Source organism: Serratia entomophila (genome assembly GCF_021462285.1).
Classification (GTDB): domain Bacteria; phylum Pseudomonadota; class Gammaproteobacteria; order Enterobacterales; family Enterobacteriaceae; genus Serratia; species Serratia entomophila.
Map to the genome: position 1 here is coordinate 4,932,616 of NZ_CP082787.1, position 21,678 is coordinate 4,954,293.

Here is a 21,678-nt window from a genome sequence, read left to right on the forward strand (position 1 = left end):
TATGTTGGAAATAGGCCAATCCTGGAGATAACCGAATGTCCGCGTCTTTTTATCAGCAGTTGGAACAACAACTTGTCACCACCCGCAGCGAAGGGCTGTTCAAGGAAGAACGCATCATCACTTCGGCGCAGCAGGCGGATATCGCCGTTGCCGACGGTCGTCATGTCATCAACTTCTGCGCTAACAACTACCTGGGCCTGGCCAACCACCCGGCGATGATCGCCGCGGCCAAAGCCGGTATGGACAGCCACGGTTTCGGCATGGCGTCGGTGCGCTTCATTTGCGGCACCCAGGACAGCCATAAGCAGCTGGAGCGGAAGCTAGCGGATTTCCTCGGCATGGAAGACGCAATCCTGTACTCCTCCTGTTTTGATGCCAACGGCGGGCTGTTCGAAACCCTGCTGGGGCCGGAAGACGCCATTATCTCCGACGCGCTGAACCATGCGTCGATCATCGACGGGGTGCGCCTGTGCAAGGCTAAGCGTTACCGCTATGCCAACAACGACATGAACGAGCTGGCCGCGCAGCTGAAGCAGGCCAAGGTCGACGGCGCGCGCCACATCATGATCGCCACCGACGGCGTATTCTCGATGGACGGCGTGATCGCCAACCTGAAAGGGGTGTGCGATCTGGCGGACGAATATCAGGCGCTGGTCATGGTGGACGACTCGCACGCGGTTGGCTTTGTCGGCGCACAGGGGCGCGGCACCCATGAATACTGCGAAGTGATGGGCCGCGTCGATATCATTACCGGCACCCTGGGCAAGGCGCTGGGCGGTGCCTCCGGCGGCTACACCGCCGCCAAAAAAGAGGTGGTGGAGTGGCTGCGCCAACGTTCACGCCCGTATCTGTTCTCCAACTCGCTGGCGCCGGCGATCGTCGCCGCGTCGATCAAAGTATTGGAGCTGCTGGAGCAAGGGGATGCGCTGCGCGATCGCCTGTGGGCCAACGCGCGCCTGTTCCGCGAAAAAATGACCGCGGCCGGTTTTGAACTGGCCGGGGCCGATCACGCCATCATCCCGGTGATGTTGGGTGAAGCCAAGCTGGCGCAGGATTTCGCCAATGCTCTGCTCAAGGAAGGCATTTATGTAACAGGTTTCTTCTATCCGGTGGTGCCGAAAGGCCAGGCGCGCATTCGCACCCAGATGTCCGCAGACCACACCCCGGAGCAAATTGAGCGCGCCGTTGAGGCGTTTATTCGTATCGGTAAAGATCTTGGCGTTATTGCATAAGGTAAAACCATGAAAGCATTGTCAAAATTGAAGGCGGAAGAAGGCATTTGGATGAACGATGTGCCGCAGCCGGAGCTGGGCCACAACGACATCATGATCAAGATCCGCAAAACCGCGATCTGCGGCACCGATGTGCATATCTACAACTGGGACGAATGGTCGCAGAAAACCATTCCGGTTCCGATGGTGGTCGGCCACGAATACGTGGGTGAAGTGGTGGCGATCGGGCAGGAAGTCAAAGGTTTCAGCCTTGGCGATCGCGTGTCCGGTGAGGGCCATATCACCTGCGGCCATTGCCGCAACTGCCGCGGCGGCCGCACCCATCTGTGCCGCAACACCATCGGCGTGGGCGTCAACCGCCCGGGCTGCTTCGCCGAATATCTGGTGATCCCGGCGTTCAACGCCTTCAAGATCCCGGACAACATCTCCGACGAGCTGGCCTCGATCTTCGACCCGTTCGGCAACGCGGTGCACACCGCACTGTCGTTTGACCTGGTCGGCGAAGACGTGCTGGTTTCCGGCGCCGGCCCGATCGGCATCATGGCCGCGGCCGTGTGCAAGCACGTCGGCGCGCGCCACGTGGTGATCACCGACGTCAACGAATATCGCCTGGAGCTGGCGCGCAAGATGGGCGTGACCCGCGCGGTGAACGTCAGCAAAGAAAACCTGAACGACGTGATGACGGAACTGGGCATGACCGAAGGGTTTGACGTCGGGCTGGAAATGTCCGGCGCGCCGCCGGCGTTCCGCACCCTGCTGAATGCGATGAACCACGGCGGGCGCATCGCCATGTTGGGCATTCCGCCGTCGGACATGTCGATCGACTGGAACCAGGTGATCTTCAAAGGGCTGTTCATCAAAGGGATTTACGGCCGTGAAATGTTCGAAACCTGGTACAAGATGGCGGCGCTGATCCAGTCTGGCCTGGATTTGACCCCGATCATCACGCACCGCTTCTCGATCGACGAGTTCCAGCAGGGCTTCGACGCCATGCGCTCCGGCAAATCCGGCAAAGTGATACTCAGCTGGGATTAATCGATAGCGATAAAAAGGGCCGGAATTCCGGCCCTTTTTTTATGCTTTCGGTTTGTCTTGCCCGCTATGCGTCCAGCGCTGCCATTGGCGTTTGATGAATGCCGCCGGCGGCGAGGCCGCCACGCTGTCGCCAATCACGCCCAGCACGGTGCCGGCGTTGACTTTTTCCTTCGCTGGTTTGACCTTGCACTGTTTGATGCCGCCGGTGAACGGATTCTTCGGCTGCGGTTTCTGCGGTTTGACCGGTGGTGGAACGTAGCCGCCGCCGCTGCCGCCCTGCGGTTCATTCAATAGCGAGCTGGGCTTGACCAGCACGATGTCGGCGGGCAGCGTCGGCAGCATCTGCTGCAGCACTTTCACCGTCGCCGGGCGCGGATGGCCGATGGCGATAGCGGAACCGCTGCGCCGCGCCAATTCGACCGCGCGGTTGAACTGGCGGCGGATATCGGCTTCGCTGGCGGTATCGTCGAGGAACACCTTGCGTTTGATCACCTTCACGCCGGTGCCCGCCGCGGCGCGGGTCGCCTGGCTGTTGCCGATGGTCATGCTGTCGAGGAAATAAAGCCGATAGCTTTCGAGCGCCACCATCACCTTCTGCATGCCCGGCAGGCTGGAGGTCATGGCGCTGCCCATATGGTTATTCATGCCCACGGCGTAAGGCACGTTATTCACCGCGTTGCGGATGATGCGCTGCACCTCTTCGCTGCTCATGGAGGGTTGCAGCGTATCGCGCTCCAGCGGCTGTTTGCTGAGCGGCGCCATCGGCATGTGGATCAGCACTTCGCGGCCCTGGCTGTGAGCGCGAGTGGCCATCAGGCGGGCATGGGGCGCATTCGGCAGCACGGCGACCGAGATCGCCGTCGGCATCTGCAGCACCGCGTTTTCCTCGTGCGGGCGGTAGCCTACATCATCGATAACGATGGACAGTTTCCCTGCCTGCGCGGCATAAACCTGCAGCAGACAGCCAGCCAAGACGGCAGTACGGGTTTTGAAATAGCGCAAATCTATCTTCCCAACCACGGCAGTGGGTTAACCGCCTGACCCTGGCGGCGAATTTCGAAATAGAGCGACGGCGTTCCCTGACCGCCGCTGGTGCCCACCAGAGCAATCGGCTGGCCGGCGCGCACCTGCGCCCCGACGTTGACCAGCGCGCTCTGGTTGTAGCCATACAGGCTCATGTCGCCCTTACCGTGCTCAACCACCACCACCAGGCCGTAGCCCTGCAGCCAGTCGGCCAGCAACACGCGGCCGTCGGCGATGGCTTTCACTTCGCTGCCTTCCCTTGCTTCGATCACCATGCCCTTCCAGCGCAGCTCACCCTGCAGCTGTTCACCGAAACCGTGCAACGTGCGGCCGCGAACCGGCCATATCGCCTGGCCGGACGGGCGGCCAAGACCGCCGGTGCGGGCCATCAGTGAGCGATCGGCCTCGCTTGGTTTATAGGTGGTGCCGGTTTTCTTCGCCTGCTGTTCCTTGGCGCGCACCTGCTCGCGCACCCTGGCGGCTTCACGCGCTTCGCGTTCCGCGCGGGCGCGGGCTTCGCGTTCGGCGCGGGCGATCTTGTCGCGCATGCGGGTTTCGTTCTGGCGCAGTTCCACCAGCCGCTGCTGATCTTTCTCCAGCGAGGCTTCCAGCGCCGTCAGCGTTTTCTTGCGGGCGCCGCGCGCCTGTTCCAGCTTCTGCTGTTGGGTTTGCTGTGCGCCCAACAGGGTTTTCTGCTGGCCCTGCTTGGCGATCAGCGTGGTTTTCTGCTTCGCCAACTCGGCGCGGGTCTGCTTCAGCTCTTCAATGGTTTTCTGCCGCGCTTCGTTCAGATAACCGAAATAGGCCAGGATGCGTTCACTGCGCTGGCTCTCTTCACCGCTGAGGATCAGTTGCACTGCGCTGTGCTGCCCCTGGCGGAAGGCGGCGTCGAGCTGTTTGGCGAGGATATCCTGCTGAGTGGTTTGCTGTTTTTGCAGCTTGGCGATGGAGGCGTTCAGGCCGGAAATGTCTTTGCCCAGCTGGCTGAGCGTGCTCTGGGTGTCGCGCAGTTGGCGGCTGGCCTGAGCGATGGTCTTTTCCTGCTGCTTGAGCTGATCCTGCAGCGAGCTGCGCTGCTGCTGCTGCTGTTTCACCGCCTTTTCTTTTTCGGCGATGCTCTGCTGGATGTCTTTAAGCTGGGTTTTGTTGTCTTCCGCCGCCTGGCCGGCGAGCGGCAACAGCAAGACGCCAGCGCAAAATACGCTGGCGCACATGGCGGTCAACTTCCTTGGCGCAGTGCGTTCAGGCAGCGGTTGGCTGCCTGCGTTTGCGCTTCGGGTTACCCTTGATAGTGCAAAAAACGCCTTCTCCCTCATGGAGAAGGATTATTCCACGATGAACAGCGGCTTACCAGTCATCTCTTTCGGGATTTCCATTCCCATCAGCGTCAGCATGGTTGGCGCGATGTCCGAAAGCTTGCCGCCGCCGACCGCCACCGCCGGTTTGCCGACGTAAATCAGCGGCACCGGCAGGCTGGTGTGGGCGGTGTGCGCCTGGCCGGTGGCCGGGTCGCGCATCTGCTCGGCGTTGCCGTGATCGGCGGTGATCAGCAACTGCCCATCGGCCGCCTTAACCGCCTCAACCACCTGGGCGATGCAGGCGTCCAGCGTTTCCACCGCTCTGACCGCCGCCTCATAGACACCGGTATGGCCGACCATGTCGCCATTCGGGTAGTTGCAGATAATGGCGTCGTACTTGCCGCTGCTGATGGCGCTCAGCAGTTTGTCGGTCAGCTGCGCGGCGCTCATTTCCGGCTGCAGATCGTAGGTGGCGACCTTCGGCGAGTTAATCAGCACGCGGTCTTCGCCCTTAAACGGCGCTTCGACGCCGCCGTTATAGAAGAAGGTGACGTGGGCATATTTTTCGGTCTCCGAAATGCGCAGCTGGGTTTTGTCGTGCTTCATCAGCCACTCGCCGAAGGTGTTGACCAGCGAGGCCGGCGGGTAGGCGCAGGCGGTATCGATGTCGGCGGCGTATTCGGTCAGCATCACGAAATCGCCCAGTTTCACCACCTTGGCGCGCGTGAAGCCGTCGAAGTCGGCGTTGACGAAGGCGCGGGTGATCTGGCGTGCGCGGTCGGCGCGGAAATTCATAAAGATCAGCGCGTCGCCATCCTGCAGCGCGGCGTCGGCTTCACCGGCGGCCCGAATCACGGTCGGTTTAACGAACTCGTCGTTCTCACCGCGCTGGTAGGCAGCCTGCAGCGCGGCAACGGCGCCGTCGGCGGCGTATTCGCCTTTGGCTTCGGCCAGCAGGTCATAGGCCAGCTGCACCCGCTCCCAGCGGTTGTCGCGGTCCATGGCGTAATAGCGGCCAATCACGCTGGCGATGCGCCCGGCGCCCAACTCGGCAAAGGCGTCGCTGCAGCGCCGTAAGGCGGCTTCGGCGCTGCGCGGCGGGGTATCGCGGCCGTCGAGGAAGGCGTGCAGATAAATCATGTTGGCGCCACGCTGGGCGGCCAGCCGGATCATCGCCAGGATATGCTCTTCATGGCTGTGAACGCCGCCCGGCGACAGCAGGCCCATGATGTGCACCGCCTTGCCGGCCTGTACCGCTTTATCCACCGCGGCGCTCAGGGTTGGGTTGCTGAAGAAGTCGCCGTCGGCGATGGATTTGTCCAAACGGGTGAGATCCTGATAAACGATGCGCCCGGCGCCGAGGTTGACGTGGCCCACCTCCGAATTGCCCATCTGCCCGTCCGGCAGGCCGACGTCCAGACCGGAGGCGGCGATAAGCTGGTGCGGCTGCTGTTGCCACAGGCGGTCCATCACCGGCGTGCGGGCGTTCAGGATGGCGTTGTCCTGCCGCTCTTCACGGTGGCCGTAGCCGTCCAGGATCACCAGCACCATAGGCTTTTTGTTGCTCGACATTGCATTAACCTCTTATGAACTTTTAAGTTGTGAATAGCGCCGCACCCTGACAAGACGCGGGGCTATTCACCCTCGAAAACCGGCTGATTTTACACTTTGCCCGGTGGCGGATAGCCCAAAGAGATCAAAGTTGCGGCGAACTGCGCAGGCTTTTATGCTCTGACACTGAGAATTTCTCAGCGTAGCCCGCAGTTTCTGCATTAGCGCTTGCTTATTGGCTGTATTTGCCGCACTCGGCAGGTATACTCTGGAGCCTTGACTTATTTTTCCCTTAACTGACGGGAGTCGTTACACCCCATGCTGCAAGAAATTATGCCATTCGTTAGCAAGCATCCCATTCTGAGCCTGGCCTGGATTGCCCTGCTGGTTGCCGTGATCGTCATGACCTTCAAAAGCCGCTTCTCCAAGGTCAAAGAGATCTCTCGCGGCGAAGCGACGCGCCTGATCAACAAGGAAGACGCCGTTGTGGTTGATACCCGCAGCCGCGATGACTTCCGCCGCGGCCACCTGGCCAGCGCCATCAACCTGACCGCCAGCGAAATCAAAAGCGGCAGCCTGGGCGAGCTGGAAAAGCACAAAGCGCAGCCGATCATCGTGGTGTGCGCCAACGGCACCGCTTCGCGCGAGCCGGCGGAAAACCTGCACAAGGCCGGTTTCGAAAATGTGGCTACGCTGAAAGACGGCATCGCCGGATGGAGCGGGGAAAACCTGCCTTTAGTCCGCGGTAAGTGATTCTTTAACGTAGTTGAGGTGGTAATCCATGGCTAACATTGATATCTACACCAAGGCGACCTGCCCGTTCTGCCATCGCGCCAAGGCGTTGCTGAACAGCAAGGGCGCGGCGTTTAACGAGATCGCCATCGATGGCGATAGCGCCAAGCGCGAAGTGATGATCGAACGCAGCGGGCGCACCACCGTGCCGCAAATTTTCATCGATGGCCGGCATATCGGCGGCTGCGATGATTTATATGAGCTCGATGCTCGTGGTGGTTTGGATCCGCTGCTTTAAGCGGAAGCCGCCGTTTTACCGAGTGTCAATAAGGACGTTTAACCAAGGGTATTACACACATGTCAGAACAAAACAGCACAGAGATGGCTTTCCAGATTCAGCGCATTTACACCAAGGATATTTCCTTCGAAGCGCCGAACGCGCCGCAGGTTTTCCAGCAAGAATGGCAGCCGGAAGTTAAACTTGATCTGGATACCGCTTCCAGCCAACTGGCTGACGAAGTGTATGAGGTTGTACTGCGCGTAACCGTGACGGCGTCTCTGGGCGAAGAAACCGCGTTCCTGTGTGAAGTGCAGCAGGCGGGCATCTTCTCCGTAGCGGGCATCGACGGCACGCAGCTGGCGCATTGCCTGGGCGCATACTGCCCGAACATTTTGTTCCCGTATGCGCGCGAGTGCATCACCAGCCTGGTTTCCCGCGGTACATTCCCGCAGCTGAACCTGGCACCGGTCAACTTTGACGCGCTGTTCATGAACTATCTGCAGCAGCAGGCGGAAGGCGAAGGTGCCGCACCACATCAGGATGCCTGATGAACACCGTCAATGCTTCAATGACCGTAATCGGTGCCGGCTCGTACGGCACCGCATTAGCCATTACGCTGGCGCGTAACGGCCACTCCGTGGTGCTGTGGGGGCATAACCCCACGCAAATTCAAAAACTGCAGCAAGACCGCTGCAATCAGGCATTCCTCCCCGGCGTTCCTTTCCCCGATTCGCTGCTGCTCGAAGCCGATCTGCCGCGCGCGCTGGCCGCCAGCCGCGATGTGCTGGTGGTCGTGCCGAGCCACGTATTCGGCGACGTGCTGCGCCAACTGAAGCCGCATTTGCGCCCCGACGCGCGCATTTTGTGGGCGACCAAAGGGTTGGAGGCGGAAACCGGCCGGTTGCTGCAGGACGTAGCGCGTGAAGCGCTGGGCGACGATATCCCGCTGGCGGTGGTCTCCGGCCCGACGTTCGCCAAAGAGCTGGCCGCCGGGCTGCCGACGGCAATTGCGCTGGCGGCGACCGACGCCCAGTTTGCCGAAGATCTGCAGCAGCTGTTGCACTGCGGCAAAAGCTTCCGCGTTTACAGCAATCCCGATTTTATCGGCGTGCAGCTGGGGGGCGCGGTGAAGAACGTTATCGCCATCGGCGCCGGCATGTCCGACGGCATCGGCTTTGGCGCCAATGCCCGCACCGCGCTGATCACCCGTGGGTTGGCGGAAATGAGCCGCCTCGGTTCTGCGCTGGGTGCCGATCCTTCAACCTTTATGGGCATGGCGGGGCTGGGGGATCTGGTGTTAACCTGCACCGATAACCAATCACGCAACCGCCGTTTCGGGATTATGCTGGGGCAAGGCAAAGGCGTGCAGGAAGCGCAGGACAGCATCGGCCAGGTGGTCGAAGGCTATCGCAACACCAAAGAGGTGTTGGCGCTGGCGCAGCGCCACGGCGTGGAAATGCCGATTACCGAGCAGATTTATCAGGTGCTGTACTGCAACAAGGATGCCCGCGAAGCGGCGTTGAGCCTGTTGGGGCGCACCCGGAAAGACGAAAAACATAGCGCGTGACCTAAAAAAACGATATGCCGGGGCAGCGTGCTGATTCTGGCAATTGAACAGGGCCGCCTTACCGCAAACGCAGTGAGGCGGCCCGTTTGGCAAGGCAGAGAGGAATGTGATGTCGTCAGAAGAGTTAGAGCAGGTCTGGAATAGCATTAAATCAGAAGCGAGAGCGCTGGCTGACTGTGAACCGATGCTGGCTAGCTTTTTCCATGCGACGTTGCTCAAGCATGAAAATCTGGGCAGCGCGCTCAGCTATATTCTGGCCAACAAGCTGGCCAACCCGATCATGCCCGCCATCGCAGTGCGCGAAGTGGTGGAGGATGCCTACCTGGCCGACAAACAGATGATCGTTTCGGCCGCGCGCGATATTTTGGCGGTACGCCTGCGCGACCCGGCGGTAGACAAATACTCGACGCCGTTGCTGTACCTGAAAGGCTTCCATGCGCTGCAGGCTTACCGCATCGGCCACTGGCTGTGGCTGCAGGGCCGCCAGGCGTTGGCTATCTATCTGCAAAATCAAATCTCGGTCGCTTTCGGTGTCGATATTCACCCGGCGGCAAACATCGGCTGCGGCATTATGCTCGACCACGCTACCGGCATCGTGATCGGTGAAACCGCGGTGGTGGAAAATAACGTCTCCATACTTCAGTCGGTCACCCTGGGCGGTACCGGCAAAACCAGTGGGGATCGCCACCCGAAAATCCGCGAAGGCGTGATGATTGGCGCCGGAGCCAAGATCCTCGGCAATATCGAAGTGGGCAAGGGCGCGAAAATCGGCGCCGGCTCTGTGGTTCTGCAGGCGGTGCCGCCGCATACCACGGCGGCGGGGGTGCCGGCGCGCATCGTTGGCCGGCCGGAAAGCGATACGCCTTCGATGGATATGGACCAGTACTTCAACGGCGCCAACCACGGCTTCGAATACGGCGACGGCATTTAATCGGTCGATAAAACAGGGGGAGCTTAGGCTCCCCCGGTGCTTTTCCGGATACCGGGCAAGGCTTAGCCCTGTTTCGGGAAGGTGACGATATCGTTGACCATTTCATCGATCGCCGCTTTCACTTCCTGCTCCGTCACCGGCGCGCTGTCGTTGCTGACGGTTTTGCCGTAGCTCTTGCGCACCACTTCCAGCACCGTTTTGCCGGTGTCCTGATCGAGCAGTTGGGCCTCCAGGAACAGCGTGGTGTTCTGCGTCCGGTGGCCGGTGGCGGCCATGGTGCTGGCTACCACCGCCGCCACCGGCACCACTTCATAGAATTTCATATCTTCATCTTCGGCGGACACGGCGGTAATCGCCACTTTGGCCAGCAGCACGCGGGAGCCCGCCGGGCTGTCCAACAGGGTGGTGCGCTCCGCTACCGCTTTTCTCACGCTTTGGTCGGTATAGTTTCTAATTTTATCCAGCGTCTGCTGGCTGACGCGGGCGGTGGGTTTAGCCGCCGGGTAATAAATCACGGGGGCGACATACACGCCGCGATAACTGGATTCTTTAAAGTTGGGATCGATCCAGCACAGCGTTTTATGGCCGCTTGGCGAGCTGGTTTCCTGCAGCTTGCCGTAGTCCGGCAGGAAGCCGGAGTACTGATCCGTTTTCGTTACTTTGGACGAACAACCCGCCAGCAACAGGCCCGCTGCCAGAACCGCCGTGGCAACGCACAAGCGTTGTTTTTTCATATGGTTTCCTATGATGAATGTCTATTACCCCTACAAAACATAGCTCATTATCTCCCGCGTCAAAGAAAGTTTTCGGTGCAGGATGAGGCATACCGCCGCGGCGCTAGTCAGTATTGTGATGCGCCGCCGATTTTAACGCCGGGGACAGCGACGCCAGCGCGCGTTCAGCCTCTTTCAGGGCGGCATCGCGCGCCGATTGCCAATGCGGCAACAGCGGCCAAAGATCCTGCTGGTGTTCTGCCAACTGGCACCAGACAAAGCGATCGTGCCAGTCCCCCAGCGCGCTTTGCGCCGCTTTCAGACTGGCGGCCGCTGCGGGCGCAATGGGGGAGAGCGAGGGGTAGGCGTCGGCGACGTAGCGTACGCGCTTCACCAGCAGCCGCAGCCGGTGGCGATCGTAATCCGGATCGGCCAATGCGCGGGCCAACCGTTGCACCTGTCGCCGCAGGCGCTGCCGTAAGCGGCGTTTAAGGTGCCGCCTGCGGGTTTTCAGCAAGGCGTTGGGCCAGGCGCGCAACAGGGGAGGGAAACTCAGCAGCAGAGGCTCCGACACCAACGAGGCATAACGGTTTTGCAACTCGGTCTTGCGCACGTTGGCCTGCCAATCCAGCTGATGACGCGCCAGCTCGGCGATCAGCACTTCCAGATCGCGCACCGGCGTGGTGAGCTTCCCCAGGCCGGCGGCGGCGCTGTCGAGCCGCGCTACGCCGGAGGCGCCGCGCAGAGGCCGCAGCAGGCTGCGCACGCGCCGCAGGTTGATGCGCAGGTCATGCAATGCTTCGGCGTCCGTGCCGCTCTGCAGGCGCAGCAGCGCCTGATTCAGCGCAGTCTCAAGCCGGCGGGCCTGAGTGGCGATGCTCTCGACGAAGGCCATGCGATATTCCCGAAGAGATGAACCTGAAGGTTATCTTTCCAGTATGGCGCGTTACCGTCGGTTACGCCTTGATCGCTGCTCCGGCGTAGTCCAGCTGCCGCCAGGCTTCGTACACCACCACCGCCACGGCGTTCGACAGGTTCATGCTGCGGCTTTGCGCCTGCATCGGGATGCGGATCTTGTGCTGCGCCGGCAGCGCGTCGAGGATGTCGGCGGGCAGCCCGCGGGTTTCAGGCCCGAACAGCAGATAGTCGCCGGCCTGATAGCTGACCGCGCTGTGCGCCGGAGTGCCCTTGGTGGTCAGTGCGAACAGCCGCTGTGGGTTTTCGCTGGCGATAAAGGCGGCGTAGTCGGCGTGCCGGCGAATGCTGGCGAATTCATGGTAGTCCAGCCCGGCGCGGCGCAGGCGCTTGTCGTCCCATGGGAAACCCAGGGGCTCGATCAGATGCAGCTGAAAGCCGGTATTGGCGCACAGGCGGATGATATTGCCGGTATTGGGTGGAATTTCGGGTTCAAATAAAACGATGTTCAGCATGTAAAAAGCCCCTCGTGAACGAGGGGCGCAGGATAGCAAAATCTGATTACTCTGTCTTAGCCGATCGGCGTTGGTGATGCAGCGGCAGCCATAGCACCAGACGCAGGCCGCCGAGCGGGCTGTCTTCCGCCTTCACCCAACCGCGGTGCTGGTTGACCGCCGCTTCGACGATCGCCAGGCCCAGGCCGGTGCCGCCGGATTCGCGGTCGCGCGCTTCGTCGGTGCGGTAGAACGGCCGGAAAATCTGCTCGCGGTCTTCTTCGCTGACGCCAGGGCCATCGTCGTCAACCACGATGGTGACGCCCTGCTGATCGGCGCTGAAGGCGACGGCAATGCGCGTGTGCGAGTAGCGCAGGGCGTTGCGCACGATATTCTCCAGCGCGCTGTCCAGAGCGCCGGCGTTGCCGAACAGTGTCCAGGGGCCAGGAGGGGAGGTGATCTCCAGCTGTTTGCCCATCTGTTCGGCTTCGAAACCGGCGTTGTCCAGCACGTCGGCCCACAGCTCGTTGGCCTTCAATTGCTCGCGCGACAGCTCGCTTTTTTGCTGCCCGCGCGACAGCACCAGCAGATCGTTGATCATCGAGTCCAGCCGCTGGGCTTCGGTTTCGATGCGTGCCAGCTCATGGCCTTCGCCGTGGCGGCGGCGCATCAGCGCAGTGGCCAGCTGCAGGCGAGTCAGCGGCGTGCGCAGTTCGTGCGAGATGTCCGAAATCAGCCGCTGCTGGGCGGTCATCATGCGTTCCAGCGCGCTAACCATCTGGTTGAAGCTGGCGCCGGTGGCCAGGAACTCTTGCGGGCCGGCCTCCAGTTCCGGGTGCTGCTTCAGGTTGCCGCGCGCTACGTCATCGGCGGCGTTTTTCAGCTTGCGCGCCGGTTTCGCCAGGCTCCAGGCCAGCCACAGCAATAGCGGGGCGCTGATCAACATGGTGACGATCAGCAGCAGCAGCGGCCGGTCGAACATCAGGTTGATGAAATCGGATTGCGGGCTGTTGGCGGGGCGGATCAGATACAGCTGGTAGTTATCTTCGCCGTCGCGCACCGAGAACGGGCCGACCAGCTCGACGCGGCCGTATTTTTTCTTCTTCGGGTGATCAGAGTTGTCGGACTGGCCGATGAAGTTGCGCACGATCTGCATTTCGTTGCGCTGCGCGCCAATCACCCGCCCTTCGCTGGTGACCAGGATCAGGCGCTGGCCCGGCGGGGCCCATTTGTCGATGGCGCGGAACAGCCGCCGCCACCACATCAGGTCGTTGGCCGGATCGTTTTGCAACTCGGCCTCGACGTGTTGCTCCAGCATCAGCCCCTGCCGCTGCTCGCTGTCCAGCAGCGAGGTCATTTGGCGGGAGTCGAGCTTGGGCACCATCAGCACCAGCATTAGCACCAGGGCTAACGTGAACCAGAAAATGGCGAAGATGCGTGCCGTCAAACTGTTGATCATGTTGCAGATACCATCAGATAACCGCGGCCGCGCAGGGTTTTGAACCACGGATGGCCGTCTTTGCGGTCCGGCAGCTTACGCCGCAGGTTGGAGATGTGCATGTCGATGGCGCGGTCAAACGGCGTCAGGCGTTTGCCCAGCACTTCCTGGCTCAGCAGTTCGCGAGAAACCACCTGGCCCAGGTGTTGCGCCAACAGGTAAAGCAGGGTGAATTCGGTGCCGGTCAGATCCAGCACCTGGCCGTCGAAGCTGGCTTCCTGGCGGCCGGGGTTCAGCTGCAGGCCGTCGACGTCCAGCGTCGGCGCGCCGGTGTCCACATGCTGCTGCTGTTCGCTCCAGTTGGAGCGGCGCAATATGGCGCGAATGCGTGCGACCAGTTCGCGATCGTTGAAAGGTTTGGGCAGGTAGTCATCGGCGCCAAGCTCCAGGCCCAGCACGCGGTCCAATTCGCTGCCGCGGGCGGTCAGCATGATGACCGGCGTCTGGTGATGTTGGCGCAGCTCTTTCAGCGTATCGATGCCGTTTTTTTTCGGCATCATGATGTCGAGCAGCAACAGATCGATGGAGCTGTCCAGCAGCGACAACGCCTGCTCGCCATCGTAAGCGACGACGATATTAAAACCTTCCATTTCAAGCAGTTCTTTTAACAGCGAGGTGAGCTCGCGGTCGTCGTCAACTAGCAGAATCTTGTTCATTGTGATTTACCTCCTGACGCAAAATACGTCATCAACTGTTGGCATTCCATGACTTTACGTAGTTTTACATGCACTGACGCATGTTTGCAGGTGCAGCAGTACACTGCTCCTCGTTGATTCGCAAAGTGAGAAAGCACGAGGAGTTGAAATGCGTAAGGTGACCGCATTAGTTATGGCATCAATGCTGGCAATAGGTTCTACCGCCGCCTTCGCTGCCGATACTACATCGGAAACTGCTCAGACTCCCGGCAACGACGCGATGACCAGAACACCTGGCCAACACCACATGTTTGACGGTGTCAGCCTGACCGAACAGCAGCGACAGCAAATGCGCGATTTGATGCGCCAGGCCCGCCATGATTTGCCTGGTGTCACTGTAGCTGAAATGGAAGCCATGCATAAACTGGTGACCGCAGACAAATTTGATGAAACCGCCGTTTATGACCAGGCGGAGAAAATGGCCCAGCAACAGGTTAAGCGCCAGGTCGAAATGGCCCGGGTACGCAACCAAATGTATAACCTGCTGACGCCGCAGCAAAAAAGTGTTTTAGACCAGAAACATCAGCAGCGCATGCAGCAGATGGAGCAACAGATTTCTGGTTTGCAGCAAACTTCTGCCCAGAAGTTGAGTACGACTGAGTAGTCCCCTGTTTTTCCTTGCCATAGACACCATCCCTGTCTTCCCCGCCATGATGGCGGGGCTTTTTTTGCCTGACATTCCGCTATACTGAGCGCCTCACGTTTAACCGGGGTTCGTTATGGAACAGCAATATGCGCGCCTGGTGAAGTCCGCCGCGCTCGCCGCCACCGCGCTGGCATCCATGCTTCTGTTGATAAAGATTATCGCCTGGTATCACACCGGCTCGGTCAGCCTGCTGGCGGCGCTGGTGGATTCGTTGGTCGATATCGCCGCCTCCCTGACCAACCTGCTGGTAGTGCGATATTCGCTGCAGCCGGCCGACGAAGAGCACACCTTTGGCCACGGCAAGGCCGAATCGCTGGCGGCGCTGGCGCAAAGCATGTTTATTTCCGGCTCCGCGCTGTTTCTGTTTCTTACCGGCTTCCAACACCTCTACACCCCGCAAACGCTGCGCGATCCCGGCGTCGGCATCGCCGTCACTGTGGTGGCGCTGATCAGCACGCTGATCCTGGTCACCTACCAGCGCTGGGTGGTAAGAAAAACGCGCAGCCAGGCGGTGAGGGCAGATATGCTGCATTATCAGTCAGATGTCATGATGAATGGTGCTATTCTTATCGCTCTTGGGCTAAGCTGGTATGGCTTTCAACGGGCGGACGCGCTGTTCGCTTTGGGGATTGGCGTTTACATCCTCTACAGCGCGCTGCGCATGGGCTATGAGGCGGTGCAGTCGCTGCTGGATCGGGCGCTGCCGGATGAGGAGCGCCAGGCGATTATCGAGGTGGTGTCCTCCTGGCCGGGAGTGAAAGGCGCGCATGACCTGCGCACCCGCCAATCGGGCCCGACGCGCTTCATCCAGCTGCATCTGGAGATGGAAGACTCATTACCGCTGCGGCAGGCGCATAGTTTGGCGGAGCAGGTGGAGCAGGCATTATTGCATCGTTTCCCGGGGGCAGACGTCATCATCCACCAGGATCCCTGTTCCGTGGTGCCGCCGGGCCGCCGGGGGCATTGGGAGCTATAATCAGATCGAGGCGTAACGCGCAAAGCGTTATAACAAATGTTTGAGTTAGCTCAGCGTGCCATGCGGTTTTTTTACCGCTATATTGCGTGACTTGAATCAATTCAGCTGGGTGTTTTTGATATAATATCCAGCAATAAAGCCCTAAAGCTGGTTTTCTGCAGCCGGAGAGGTTCCAAGGTAATCGGCGAAGACAGAATTCTTAAGAAATTGCATCTACAGTTCAGAGGTAGTCATGATCAAGAAAATCGGTGTACTGACGAGTGGCGGTGATTCGCCGGGTATGAACGCTGCGATCCGCGGCGTTGTGCGTGCTGCACTTTCGGAAGGTCTGGAAGTTTTTGGTATTTACGATGGCTACCTTGGCTTGTACGAAGATCGCATGGAGAAGCTGGACCGCTACAGCGTGTCTGACATGATCAATCGCGGCGGCACCTTCCTCGGTTCGGCGCGTTTCCCGGAGTTCAGGGATGAAAACGTGCGCGCCAAGGCGATTGAAAACCTGAAAAACCGCGGCATCGATGCGCTGGTGGTGATCGGCGGCGACGGTTCCTACATGGGCGCCAAACGCCTGACGGAAGAAGGCTTCCCTTGCATCGGTTTGCCGGGCACTATCGATAACGACGTAGCCGGCACCGACTACACCATCGGTTACTTCACCGCGTTGGAAACCGTGGTGGAGGCGATCGACCGCCTGCGCGACACCTCATCCTCACATCAACGCATCTCGATCGTCGAAGTGATGGGCCGTTACTGCGGCGACCTGACGCTGGCGGCGGCCATTGCCGGCGGCTGCGAGTTCATCGTACTGCCTGAAATCGAGTTCAACCGCGAAGATTTGGTGTGCGAAATCAAGGCCGGCATCGCCAAGGGCAAAAAGCACGCCATCGTGGCGATCACCGAGCACATCTGCGATATCGATGAGCTGGCGCGCCACATCGAGCAGGAAACCAAGCGCGAAACCCGCGCGACCGTGCTGGGCCACATTCAGCGCGGCGGTTCGCCGGTCGCTTACGATCGCATCCTGGCGTCCCGCATGGGCGCATATGCCATCGAACTGCTGCTGCAGGGCTACGGTGGCCGCTGCGTCGGCATCCAGAACGAGAAGATGGTGCACCACGATATCATCGACGCCATCGAGAACATGAAGCGCCCGTTCAAGGGCGACTGGCTGGAAACGGCGAAAAAGCTGTACTGATCCGCTATGGGTTCCCAAGCCTGAAGGCCTCCGCGAGCGGGGGCTTTTTTTATGCCCGCGGGCGATATATTCCAGAATCGTCTAGCCCAAAATTTTTTATTCTTTAATTGCCGGGAAAGTTTCTGGCAGGCTCTGATGCTAAATCAACCGATTGAGGTTGCGCTTAATTTTCTGGGAGAGCCTTCGATGCGTAAATGGGGTGTAGGTCTGACAATGGTGCTGTTGGCGTCCGGCGCCATGGCGAAAGATATTCAACTGCTGAACGTCTCATACGATCCGACGCGCGAGTTCTATCAGGAATATAACACCGCGTTCAGCAAGCATTGGCAGCAGCAAACCGGCGATAAGGTCACGGTGCGCCAGTCGCACGGCGGCTCCGGCAAGCAGGCGACGTCGGTGATTAACGGCATCGAGGCCGACGTGGTGACGCTGGCGCTGGCCTACGACGTGGATGCCATCGCCGAGCGCGGGCGCATCGACAAGGACTGGATCAAACGTCTGCCGGACAACTCGGCGCCTTACACCTCAACCATCGTGTTCCTGGTGCGCAAAGGTAACCCGAAGCAAATTCATGACTGGCCAGATCTGATTAAATCGGGCGTTTCGGTGATTACGCCGAACCCGAAAACCTCCGGCGGTGCGCGCTGGAACTATCTGGCGGCCTGGGGCTATGCCCTGCACCACAATAACAACGACAAAGCCAAGGCGCAGGACTTCGTGAAGAGCCTGTACAAGAACGTCGAGGTGCTGGATTCCGGCGCGCGCGGCGCGACCAATACCTTCGTTGAGCGCGGGATCGGCGACGTGCTGATCGCCTGGGAAAACGAAGCGCTGCTGGCGGAAAAAGAGCTGGGCAAGGATAAGTTCGAAATTATCACTCCGAGCGAATCCATTCTGGCCGAACCCACCGTCTCGGTGGTGGACAAGGTGGTGGATAAGCGCGGGACCCGCGATGTGGCTACGGCTTACCTGAAGTACCTGTACACGCCGGAAGGGCAGACCATCGCCGCGAAGAACTACTACCGCCCGCGCGATCCGGCCGTTGCCGCCAAGTTTGCCGAACAGTTCCCGAAACTGAAGCTGTTTACGGTGGATGATACCTTCGGTGGCTGGACCGAGGCGCAGAAGGTGCACTTCGCCACTGGCGGCGTGTTCGATGAGATAAGCAAGCGCTGATCCCGTTTAGCGGCGATAAAAAACCCCGGCGAGCCGGGGTTTTTTTATGGGCAAGCCGAATGAAATCAGGCTTTTTTCGCCGCGGCAGCGGCTTTGACGATCACGGCGAAAGCGTCGGCTTTCAGCGATGCGCCGCCAACCAGCGCGCCGTCGATGTCCGGCTGAGCGAACAGCTCTGCGGCGTTTTTGTCGTTAACCGAACCGCCGTACTGGATGATCACTTCAGCGGCGACGGCCGCATCGTGTTTGGCGATGTGATCGCGGATAAATTTGTGCACGGCCTGAGCCTGCGCTGGGGTGGCTGACTTGCCGGTGCCGATGGCCCAAACGGGTTCATAGGCGATCACTGTGCCTTTCATGGCCGGCGCGCCCAGGGTTTTCAGAACGGCGTCGATCTGGCGTGCGCAAACTTCTTCGGTTTTACCGGCTTCGTTTTCTGCTTCGGTTTCACCGATGCACAGCACTGGGATCAGACCGGCTTCTTTCAGCACGGCGAATTTCTCGGCGATCGCTTCGTCGGTTTCTTTGTGGTAGGTGCGGCGTTCGGAGTGGCCGATGATGATGTATTGGGCGCCGACGTCTTTCAGCATGTTGGCGGAAACTTCACCGGTGAAGGCGCCGGACAGGTTGATGTCCACGTTCTGCGCGCCCAGGGCGATGCGGCTGCCGGCCAACGCGTGCTTGGCCTGATCCAGGTACATTACCGGCGGTGCGATAGCGACGCCACAACCGTCAACGCTGCTCAGCTCATGGCGCAGGCCGGCGATCAGTTCGTTGACCATGTGGGTGCTGCCGTTGAGTTTCCAGTTACCCATAACTAATGGATGACGCATGTTTTTTCCTCCAACAAGGGAACGCGAGAGTCGAAATGACAACTGCCGGACCGGCAGTTTACCTGCCCAACAGTATAGAGATGATTAAGCGCGAAGGCTTTGCTTTTCGTCATTAAATGCCGTGCCGCTAAGGCTCGGATAGCGCCAGCTTAACCGGTTCAACCGCGAAGGTTACCCCTTTATCGCCGTTGTCCGACACCACATAGCGAATGGCGCCGACCTGCCGCTGGTAAAAGCGCGAACCTTTGCCTTTTTCCAGCAGGTTGGTGACTTTGCTTTGGCTTTGCTCCACCGTCAGCGCCGGTTCAAACTGGCGCATCAGCGCCGCCATATAGCTGATGGCGATGGCGCGCGCGGCCTTTTCTTCGGCGCTTTGCTGCAGCGGCAGGTGGGTTATCTGCAGCGTTTTGATTTTGCCGGTGCCTTTTTCCAGCGCGGTGGAGGCATACAGGTTCTCGTTGAGCTTGCTGGCGGCGCGGGTCAGCAGCGGCGAGTCGTCTTCGGCGGCCGCGATGGCGCGAAATTCGCCAATCGGCAGCGCCGGGTTGTCGCGGTTATATTTTTCGCGGAATTTCACCACCGTCAGATCGAAAGTTGGCGCCCCGGCCAGCAGGTAGGGGGCTGCGGGTGTCGCAGTGGCGGCATCCGGCGGATCGGCCCAGGCGCTGGCGGTCGCCAGCAGCAGGCAGGCAATGGCGGTGATTTTTCTCAGCATGGCGCATGGCATCAATAACAAAGATGGCTCCGATTAAAGCGATAAGCGGGGGGCGTTGTCAAAGATCCCGGACCCTCATCGGCTCGCTGAAGGAAAAGCTGTGCGGCGTGCCGCGTAATGCGGGGCGGAAATCTCGGCCCGACGGCGTCTATGTTACACTGCGGCGCAGAATATGGGCAGGCTTAGAGCGCAGGAATCGATGACGTTACAGCAGTGGTGTTTTTCTTTTAAGGGTCGCATCGGGCGGCGTGACTTCTGGATCTGGATAGGCGCCTGGCTGGTGCTGATGGCGGCGGCCTTTACGCTGGCGAATTATCAGCTGGTGGCGATTCAGTCGATCGCATTCTTTATCGTGGCGCTGCTGTGGCCGACGGCGGCGGTGTTGGTCAAGCGTCTGCACGATCGCAACAAGGCCGGTTGGTGGGCGCTGTTGCTGATCCTGGCATGGATGCTGGCGGCCGGCAACTGGCAGATGCTGGCGCCGCTCTGGCAATGGGGCGTCGGGCGTTTCATTCCGACGCTGATTATCGTGATGATGCTGATTGATTTGGGCGCCTTTGTCGGCACCCCCGGCGATAACAAGTTCGGCCCGGAGGCCGAACCGGTGAAGTTCCGCGCTCGATAAGCCTGCGGGGTTACCAGTAGTGTTCGCTGGTGATATGGCCGGGTTTGCGGCGCAGGTGCTTGCGCATCTGGCGCTGGTCCTTCAGGGTTTGCTGGGTATCCCGCACCATCTGCGGGTTGCCGCACAGCATCACGTGGTCGGTTTCGGCGTTGATGGTCAAACCTATCGCCGCCTCCAGGCGGCCATCTTCGATCAGCGCCGGCACGCGCCCGGTCAGTGAGCCGGCCGCCTCTTCGCGGCTGACGACGGTCTGAATGCGCAGCTTGCCATTGTAGCGCTGCTGCAGTTGCTGCATCAGAGGCAGGTAGCTCAGATCGCGCGCAAAACGGGCGGCATGCACCAGCACCAGGTTTTTGAAGCGGTCCAACCCGATACCTTCCTGCAGGATGGAAAGGTAAGGGCCGATGGCGGTGCCGGTCGCCAGCATCCACAGCGTTTCACATTCGGGCACTTCGTCCAGCACGAAGAAACCGGCGGCCTCTTTGGTGATCATCACCTCCGAACCGGGCCGCAGCTGATTGAGCCTTGGGCTCAGTTTGCCTTCGGGCACGGTAACCAGATAAAACTCCAGGTTGGGATCGCTGGGGGCGTTGACGTAGGAATAGGCGCGCTGCACGCGCTCGCCGTCGATTTCCAGCGCCAGTTTGGCAAACTGCCCGGCGGTAAAGGGATCGACAGGCGCATTGACGGTGATGCTGAACAACCCGTCAGTCCATTGTTCCACCTGTGTAACCTTGCCGTTAACCCATTCAGCCATACTCTAAAGCTCCCGTGGTCGAATCAAATAAGCACAATGTCGTGAGCCGGAGATGGCATGCGCCATGCGATCTATCTGGTAGCCGTTGCCCAACAGGCGGTGAAACAGCTGCAGTTCCGCATTGCACAGGCTGCTGCAAGAGGCGGCCGCCACGCCAATCGGGCAGTGGTTCTCTACCAGCAACACGCCCTGCGGATGTTCCACCAGCTCGGCCATATAGCCGTCATGTTGCCGCAGGCGCACCAGGCGGGCGAGTTTATCCAGATGGCTGGCCTCGGCGGCCAACGCGTCGGCGTAGCGCTGGTACAGCCTGTCTGCGCGCGCGCAGAGCAGCGGCGCCAGGCCTTCGTTGCCGAACAGCTGTGCGTGCGTTGGCGGCCGGTGCTCGCTGGCGGCGATGCTGGCGTAACCCTGATGGGTCAAAGACCAGTAGCGCGTAGGGCGGCCAACCTTGATGCGCGACTCCTCGTAACAAACCAGCTCACGTTTTTCCAGGGATTGCAGATGCTGTCGAATGCCCATCGGCGTAATGTCCAGACGATCCGCCAGCATTTTGGCCGACTGCGGGCCAAGACTCTCTAACTGCAATAAAATCAGCTCTGGTGTTTTCATGAACCAAATCCCTATGGTGTTATTTTATTTCAAGTTGATGAAAATAATTATCGATTAAATGCTAAAGCCAAACTACTGTCGGCGCGGTTTTTTTGCCTCGTTGCGCCAGACGTACAGTTTAATTTACGAGGCTGGTTGCGTTTGCTGCCAGTGTGACCTGGATCAATATCTTCCTGAAA

24 protein-coding genes are annotated in these 21,678 nt (G+C 59.9%); 12 read left to right on the forward strand and 12 right to left on the reverse strand.

The genetic code is table 11. The features are described 5' to 3' along the window. Positions 1-35 precede the first annotated feature (35 nt). Positions 36-1,232 carry a glycine C-acetyltransferase gene (gene kbl, locus KHA73_RS23575; protein WP_234587163.1) on the forward strand — a complete coding sequence of 399 codons (1,197 nt, stop codon included), beginning with the start codon at positions 36-38 and terminating at the stop codon, positions 1,230-1,232. A 9-nt stretch (positions 1,233-1,241) separates the two neighbouring features. Continuing rightward, a complete protein-coding gene (gene tdh / locus KHA73_RS23580) occupies positions 1,242-2,267 on the forward strand; it encodes an L-threonine 3-dehydrogenase (protein ID WP_234587165.1) in 1,026 nt (341 codons plus the stop codon). A gap of 39 nt (positions 2,268-2,306) precedes the next feature. On the opposite strand, the gene KHA73_RS23585 is transcribed toward tdh, so the two are convergent. Genes KHA73_RS23585 through gpmM form a run of 3 tightly spaced genes read right to left on the reverse strand, consistent with a single transcriptional unit; the run spans position 2,307 to position 6,160 of the window. Continuing rightward, entirely contained in the window at positions 2,307-3,269 is a 963-nt protein-coding gene (locus KHA73_RS23585; protein WP_234587167.1) for a divergent polysaccharide deacetylase family protein, read from the reverse strand. 2 nt (positions 3,270-3,271) lie between these two features. Then, the gene (gene envC / locus KHA73_RS23590) at positions 3,272-4,606 is read right to left on the reverse strand and encodes a murein hydrolase activator EnvC (protein WP_234587168.1); all 1,335 of its coding nucleotides are present in this window, start codon (positions 4,604-4,606) and stop codon (positions 3,272-3,274) included. A gap of 9 nt (positions 4,607-4,615) precedes the next feature. Continuing rightward, positions 4,616-6,160, reverse strand: a complete 1,545-nt coding sequence (gene gpmM, locus KHA73_RS23595; protein WP_234587170.1) for a 2,3-bisphosphoglycerate-independent phosphoglycerate mutase — start codon at positions 6,158-6,160, stop codon at positions 4,616-4,618. A 297-nt stretch (positions 6,161-6,457) separates the two neighbouring features. On the opposite strand from gpmM, the gene KHA73_RS23600 reads away from it, so the two are divergent. The 5 genes from KHA73_RS23600 to cysE all read left to right on the forward strand — a co-directional run bounded on the left by KHA73_RS23600 (position 6,458) and on the right by cysE (position 9,649). Further along, complete coding sequence (locus KHA73_RS23600) at positions 6,458-6,892, forward strand: rhodanese-like domain-containing protein (RefSeq protein WP_234587172.1); 435 nt, start codon at positions 6,458-6,460, stop codon at positions 6,890-6,892. Positions 6,893-6,920: 28 nt separating this feature from the next. Continuing rightward, positions 6,921-7,169 carry a glutaredoxin 3 gene (grxC, locus tag KHA73_RS23605; RefSeq protein WP_019452217.1) on the forward strand — a complete coding sequence of 83 codons (249 nt, stop codon included), beginning with the start codon at positions 6,921-6,923 and terminating at the stop codon, positions 7,167-7,169. Positions 7,170-7,228: 59 nt separating this feature from the next. Next, positions 7,229-7,699, forward strand: coding sequence for a protein-export chaperone SecB (gene secB, locus KHA73_RS23610; protein WP_004953255.1), 471 nt, complete (start codon positions 7,229-7,231; stop codon positions 7,697-7,699). Beyond that, a complete protein-coding gene (gene gpsA, locus KHA73_RS23615) occupies positions 7,699-8,718 on the forward strand; it encodes an NAD(P)H-dependent glycerol-3-phosphate dehydrogenase (protein ID WP_234587174.1) in 1,020 nt (339 codons plus the stop codon). The genes secB and gpsA overlap by 1 nt, the downstream gene beginning before the upstream one ends. Positions 8,719-8,827: 109 nt before the next feature. After that, positions 8,828-9,649: a serine O-acetyltransferase gene (gene cysE, locus KHA73_RS23620; RefSeq protein WP_234587176.1), complete on the forward strand. Its 822-nt coding sequence runs from the start codon at positions 8,828-8,830 to the stop codon at positions 9,647-9,649. A 62-nt stretch (positions 9,650-9,711) separates the two neighbouring features. On the opposite strand, the gene KHA73_RS23625 is transcribed toward cysE, so the two are convergent. The 5 genes from KHA73_RS23625 to cpxR all read right to left on the reverse strand — a co-directional run bounded on the left by KHA73_RS23625 (position 9,712) and on the right by cpxR (position 13,925). Beyond that, positions 9,712-10,383, reverse strand: a complete 672-nt coding sequence (locus KHA73_RS23625; RefSeq protein ID WP_234587177.1) for a DUF3313 domain-containing protein — start codon at positions 10,381-10,383, stop codon at positions 9,712-9,714. 103 nt (positions 10,384-10,486) lie between these two features. Beyond that, the gene (locus tag KHA73_RS23630) at positions 10,487-11,257 is read right to left on the reverse strand and encodes a CHAD domain-containing protein (RefSeq protein ID WP_234587179.1); all 771 of its coding nucleotides are present in this window, start codon (positions 11,255-11,257) and stop codon (positions 10,487-10,489) included. Between the two features lie 61 nt (positions 11,258-11,318). Beyond that, on the reverse strand, positions 11,319-11,792 hold the full coding sequence (trmL, locus tag KHA73_RS23635) for a tRNA (uridine(34)/cytosine(34)/5-carboxymethylaminomethyluridine(34)-2'-O)-methyltransferase TrmL (RefSeq protein ID WP_234587181.1): 474 nt from the start codon (positions 11,790-11,792) through the stop codon (positions 11,319-11,321). A gap of 46 nt (positions 11,793-11,838) precedes the next feature. After that, a complete protein-coding gene (cpxA, locus tag KHA73_RS23640) occupies positions 11,839-13,230 on the reverse strand; it encodes an envelope stress sensor histidine kinase CpxA (protein WP_234587182.1) in 1,392 nt (463 codons plus the stop codon). Next, entirely contained in the window at positions 13,227-13,925 is a 699-nt protein-coding gene (gene cpxR, locus KHA73_RS23645) for an envelope stress response regulator transcription factor CpxR (protein WP_234587184.1), read from the reverse strand. Before cpxR ends, cpxA begins: the two co-directional genes overlap by 4 nt. A 148-nt stretch (positions 13,926-14,073) precedes the next feature. Between cpxR and cpxP the strand changes: the two genes are divergently transcribed. From cpxP to KHA73_RS23665, 4 genes are all read left to right on the forward strand, one after another. After that, positions 14,074-14,568, forward strand: a complete 495-nt coding sequence (cpxP, locus tag KHA73_RS23650) for a cell-envelope stress modulator CpxP (protein ID WP_234587186.1) — start codon at positions 14,074-14,076, stop codon at positions 14,566-14,568. Between the two features lie 115 nt (positions 14,569-14,683). Beyond that, positions 14,684-15,586 carry a CDF family cation-efflux transporter FieF gene (gene fieF / locus KHA73_RS23655; protein WP_234587188.1) on the forward strand — a complete coding sequence of 301 codons (903 nt, stop codon included), beginning with the start codon at positions 14,684-14,686 and terminating at the stop codon, positions 15,584-15,586. Positions 15,587-15,818: 232 nt separating this feature from the next. Next, on the forward strand, positions 15,819-16,781 hold the full coding sequence (pfkA, locus tag KHA73_RS23660) for a 6-phosphofructokinase (RefSeq protein ID WP_234587190.1): 963 nt from the start codon (positions 15,819-15,821) through the stop codon (positions 16,779-16,781). 186 nt (positions 16,782-16,967) lie between these two features. After that, positions 16,968-17,957, forward strand: a complete 990-nt coding sequence (locus KHA73_RS23665) for a sulfate ABC transporter substrate-binding protein (RefSeq protein ID WP_234587192.1) — start codon at positions 16,968-16,970, stop codon at positions 17,955-17,957. Between the two features lie 65 nt (positions 17,958-18,022). On the opposite strand, the gene tpiA is transcribed toward KHA73_RS23665, so the two are convergent. Together tpiA and KHA73_RS23675 are read right to left on the reverse strand one after the other, a co-directional pair. Beyond that, positions 18,023-18,790 carry a triose-phosphate isomerase gene (tpiA, locus tag KHA73_RS23670; protein WP_234587194.1) on the reverse strand — a complete coding sequence of 256 codons (768 nt, stop codon included), beginning with the start codon at positions 18,788-18,790 and terminating at the stop codon, positions 18,023-18,025. Positions 18,791-18,917: 127 nt separating this feature from the next. After that, positions 18,918-19,505 (reverse strand): DUF1454 family protein, encoded by a 588-nt coding sequence (locus KHA73_RS23675; protein WP_234591383.1) that lies wholly within the window; start codon positions 19,503-19,505, stop codon positions 18,918-18,920. Positions 19,506-19,704: 199 nt separating this feature from the next. Between KHA73_RS23675 and KHA73_RS23680 the strand changes: the two genes are divergently transcribed. Continuing rightward, complete coding sequence (locus KHA73_RS23680; RefSeq protein ID WP_234587196.1) at positions 19,705-20,130, forward strand: DUF805 domain-containing protein; 426 nt, start codon at positions 19,705-19,707, stop codon at positions 20,128-20,130. Positions 20,131-20,140: 10 nt separating this feature from the next. Here KHA73_RS23680 and fpr read toward each other — a convergent pair whose 3' ends face one another. Beyond that, complete coding sequence (gene fpr / locus KHA73_RS23685; protein WP_234587198.1) at positions 20,141-20,887, reverse strand: ferredoxin--NADP(+) reductase; 747 nt, start codon at positions 20,885-20,887, stop codon at positions 20,141-20,143. 3 nt (positions 20,888-20,890) lie between these two features. After that, positions 20,891-21,499, reverse strand: a complete 609-nt coding sequence (locus tag KHA73_RS23690) for a helix-turn-helix transcriptional regulator (protein WP_234587199.1) — start codon at positions 21,497-21,499, stop codon at positions 20,891-20,893. Positions 21,500-21,678: the final 179 nt, after the last annotated feature.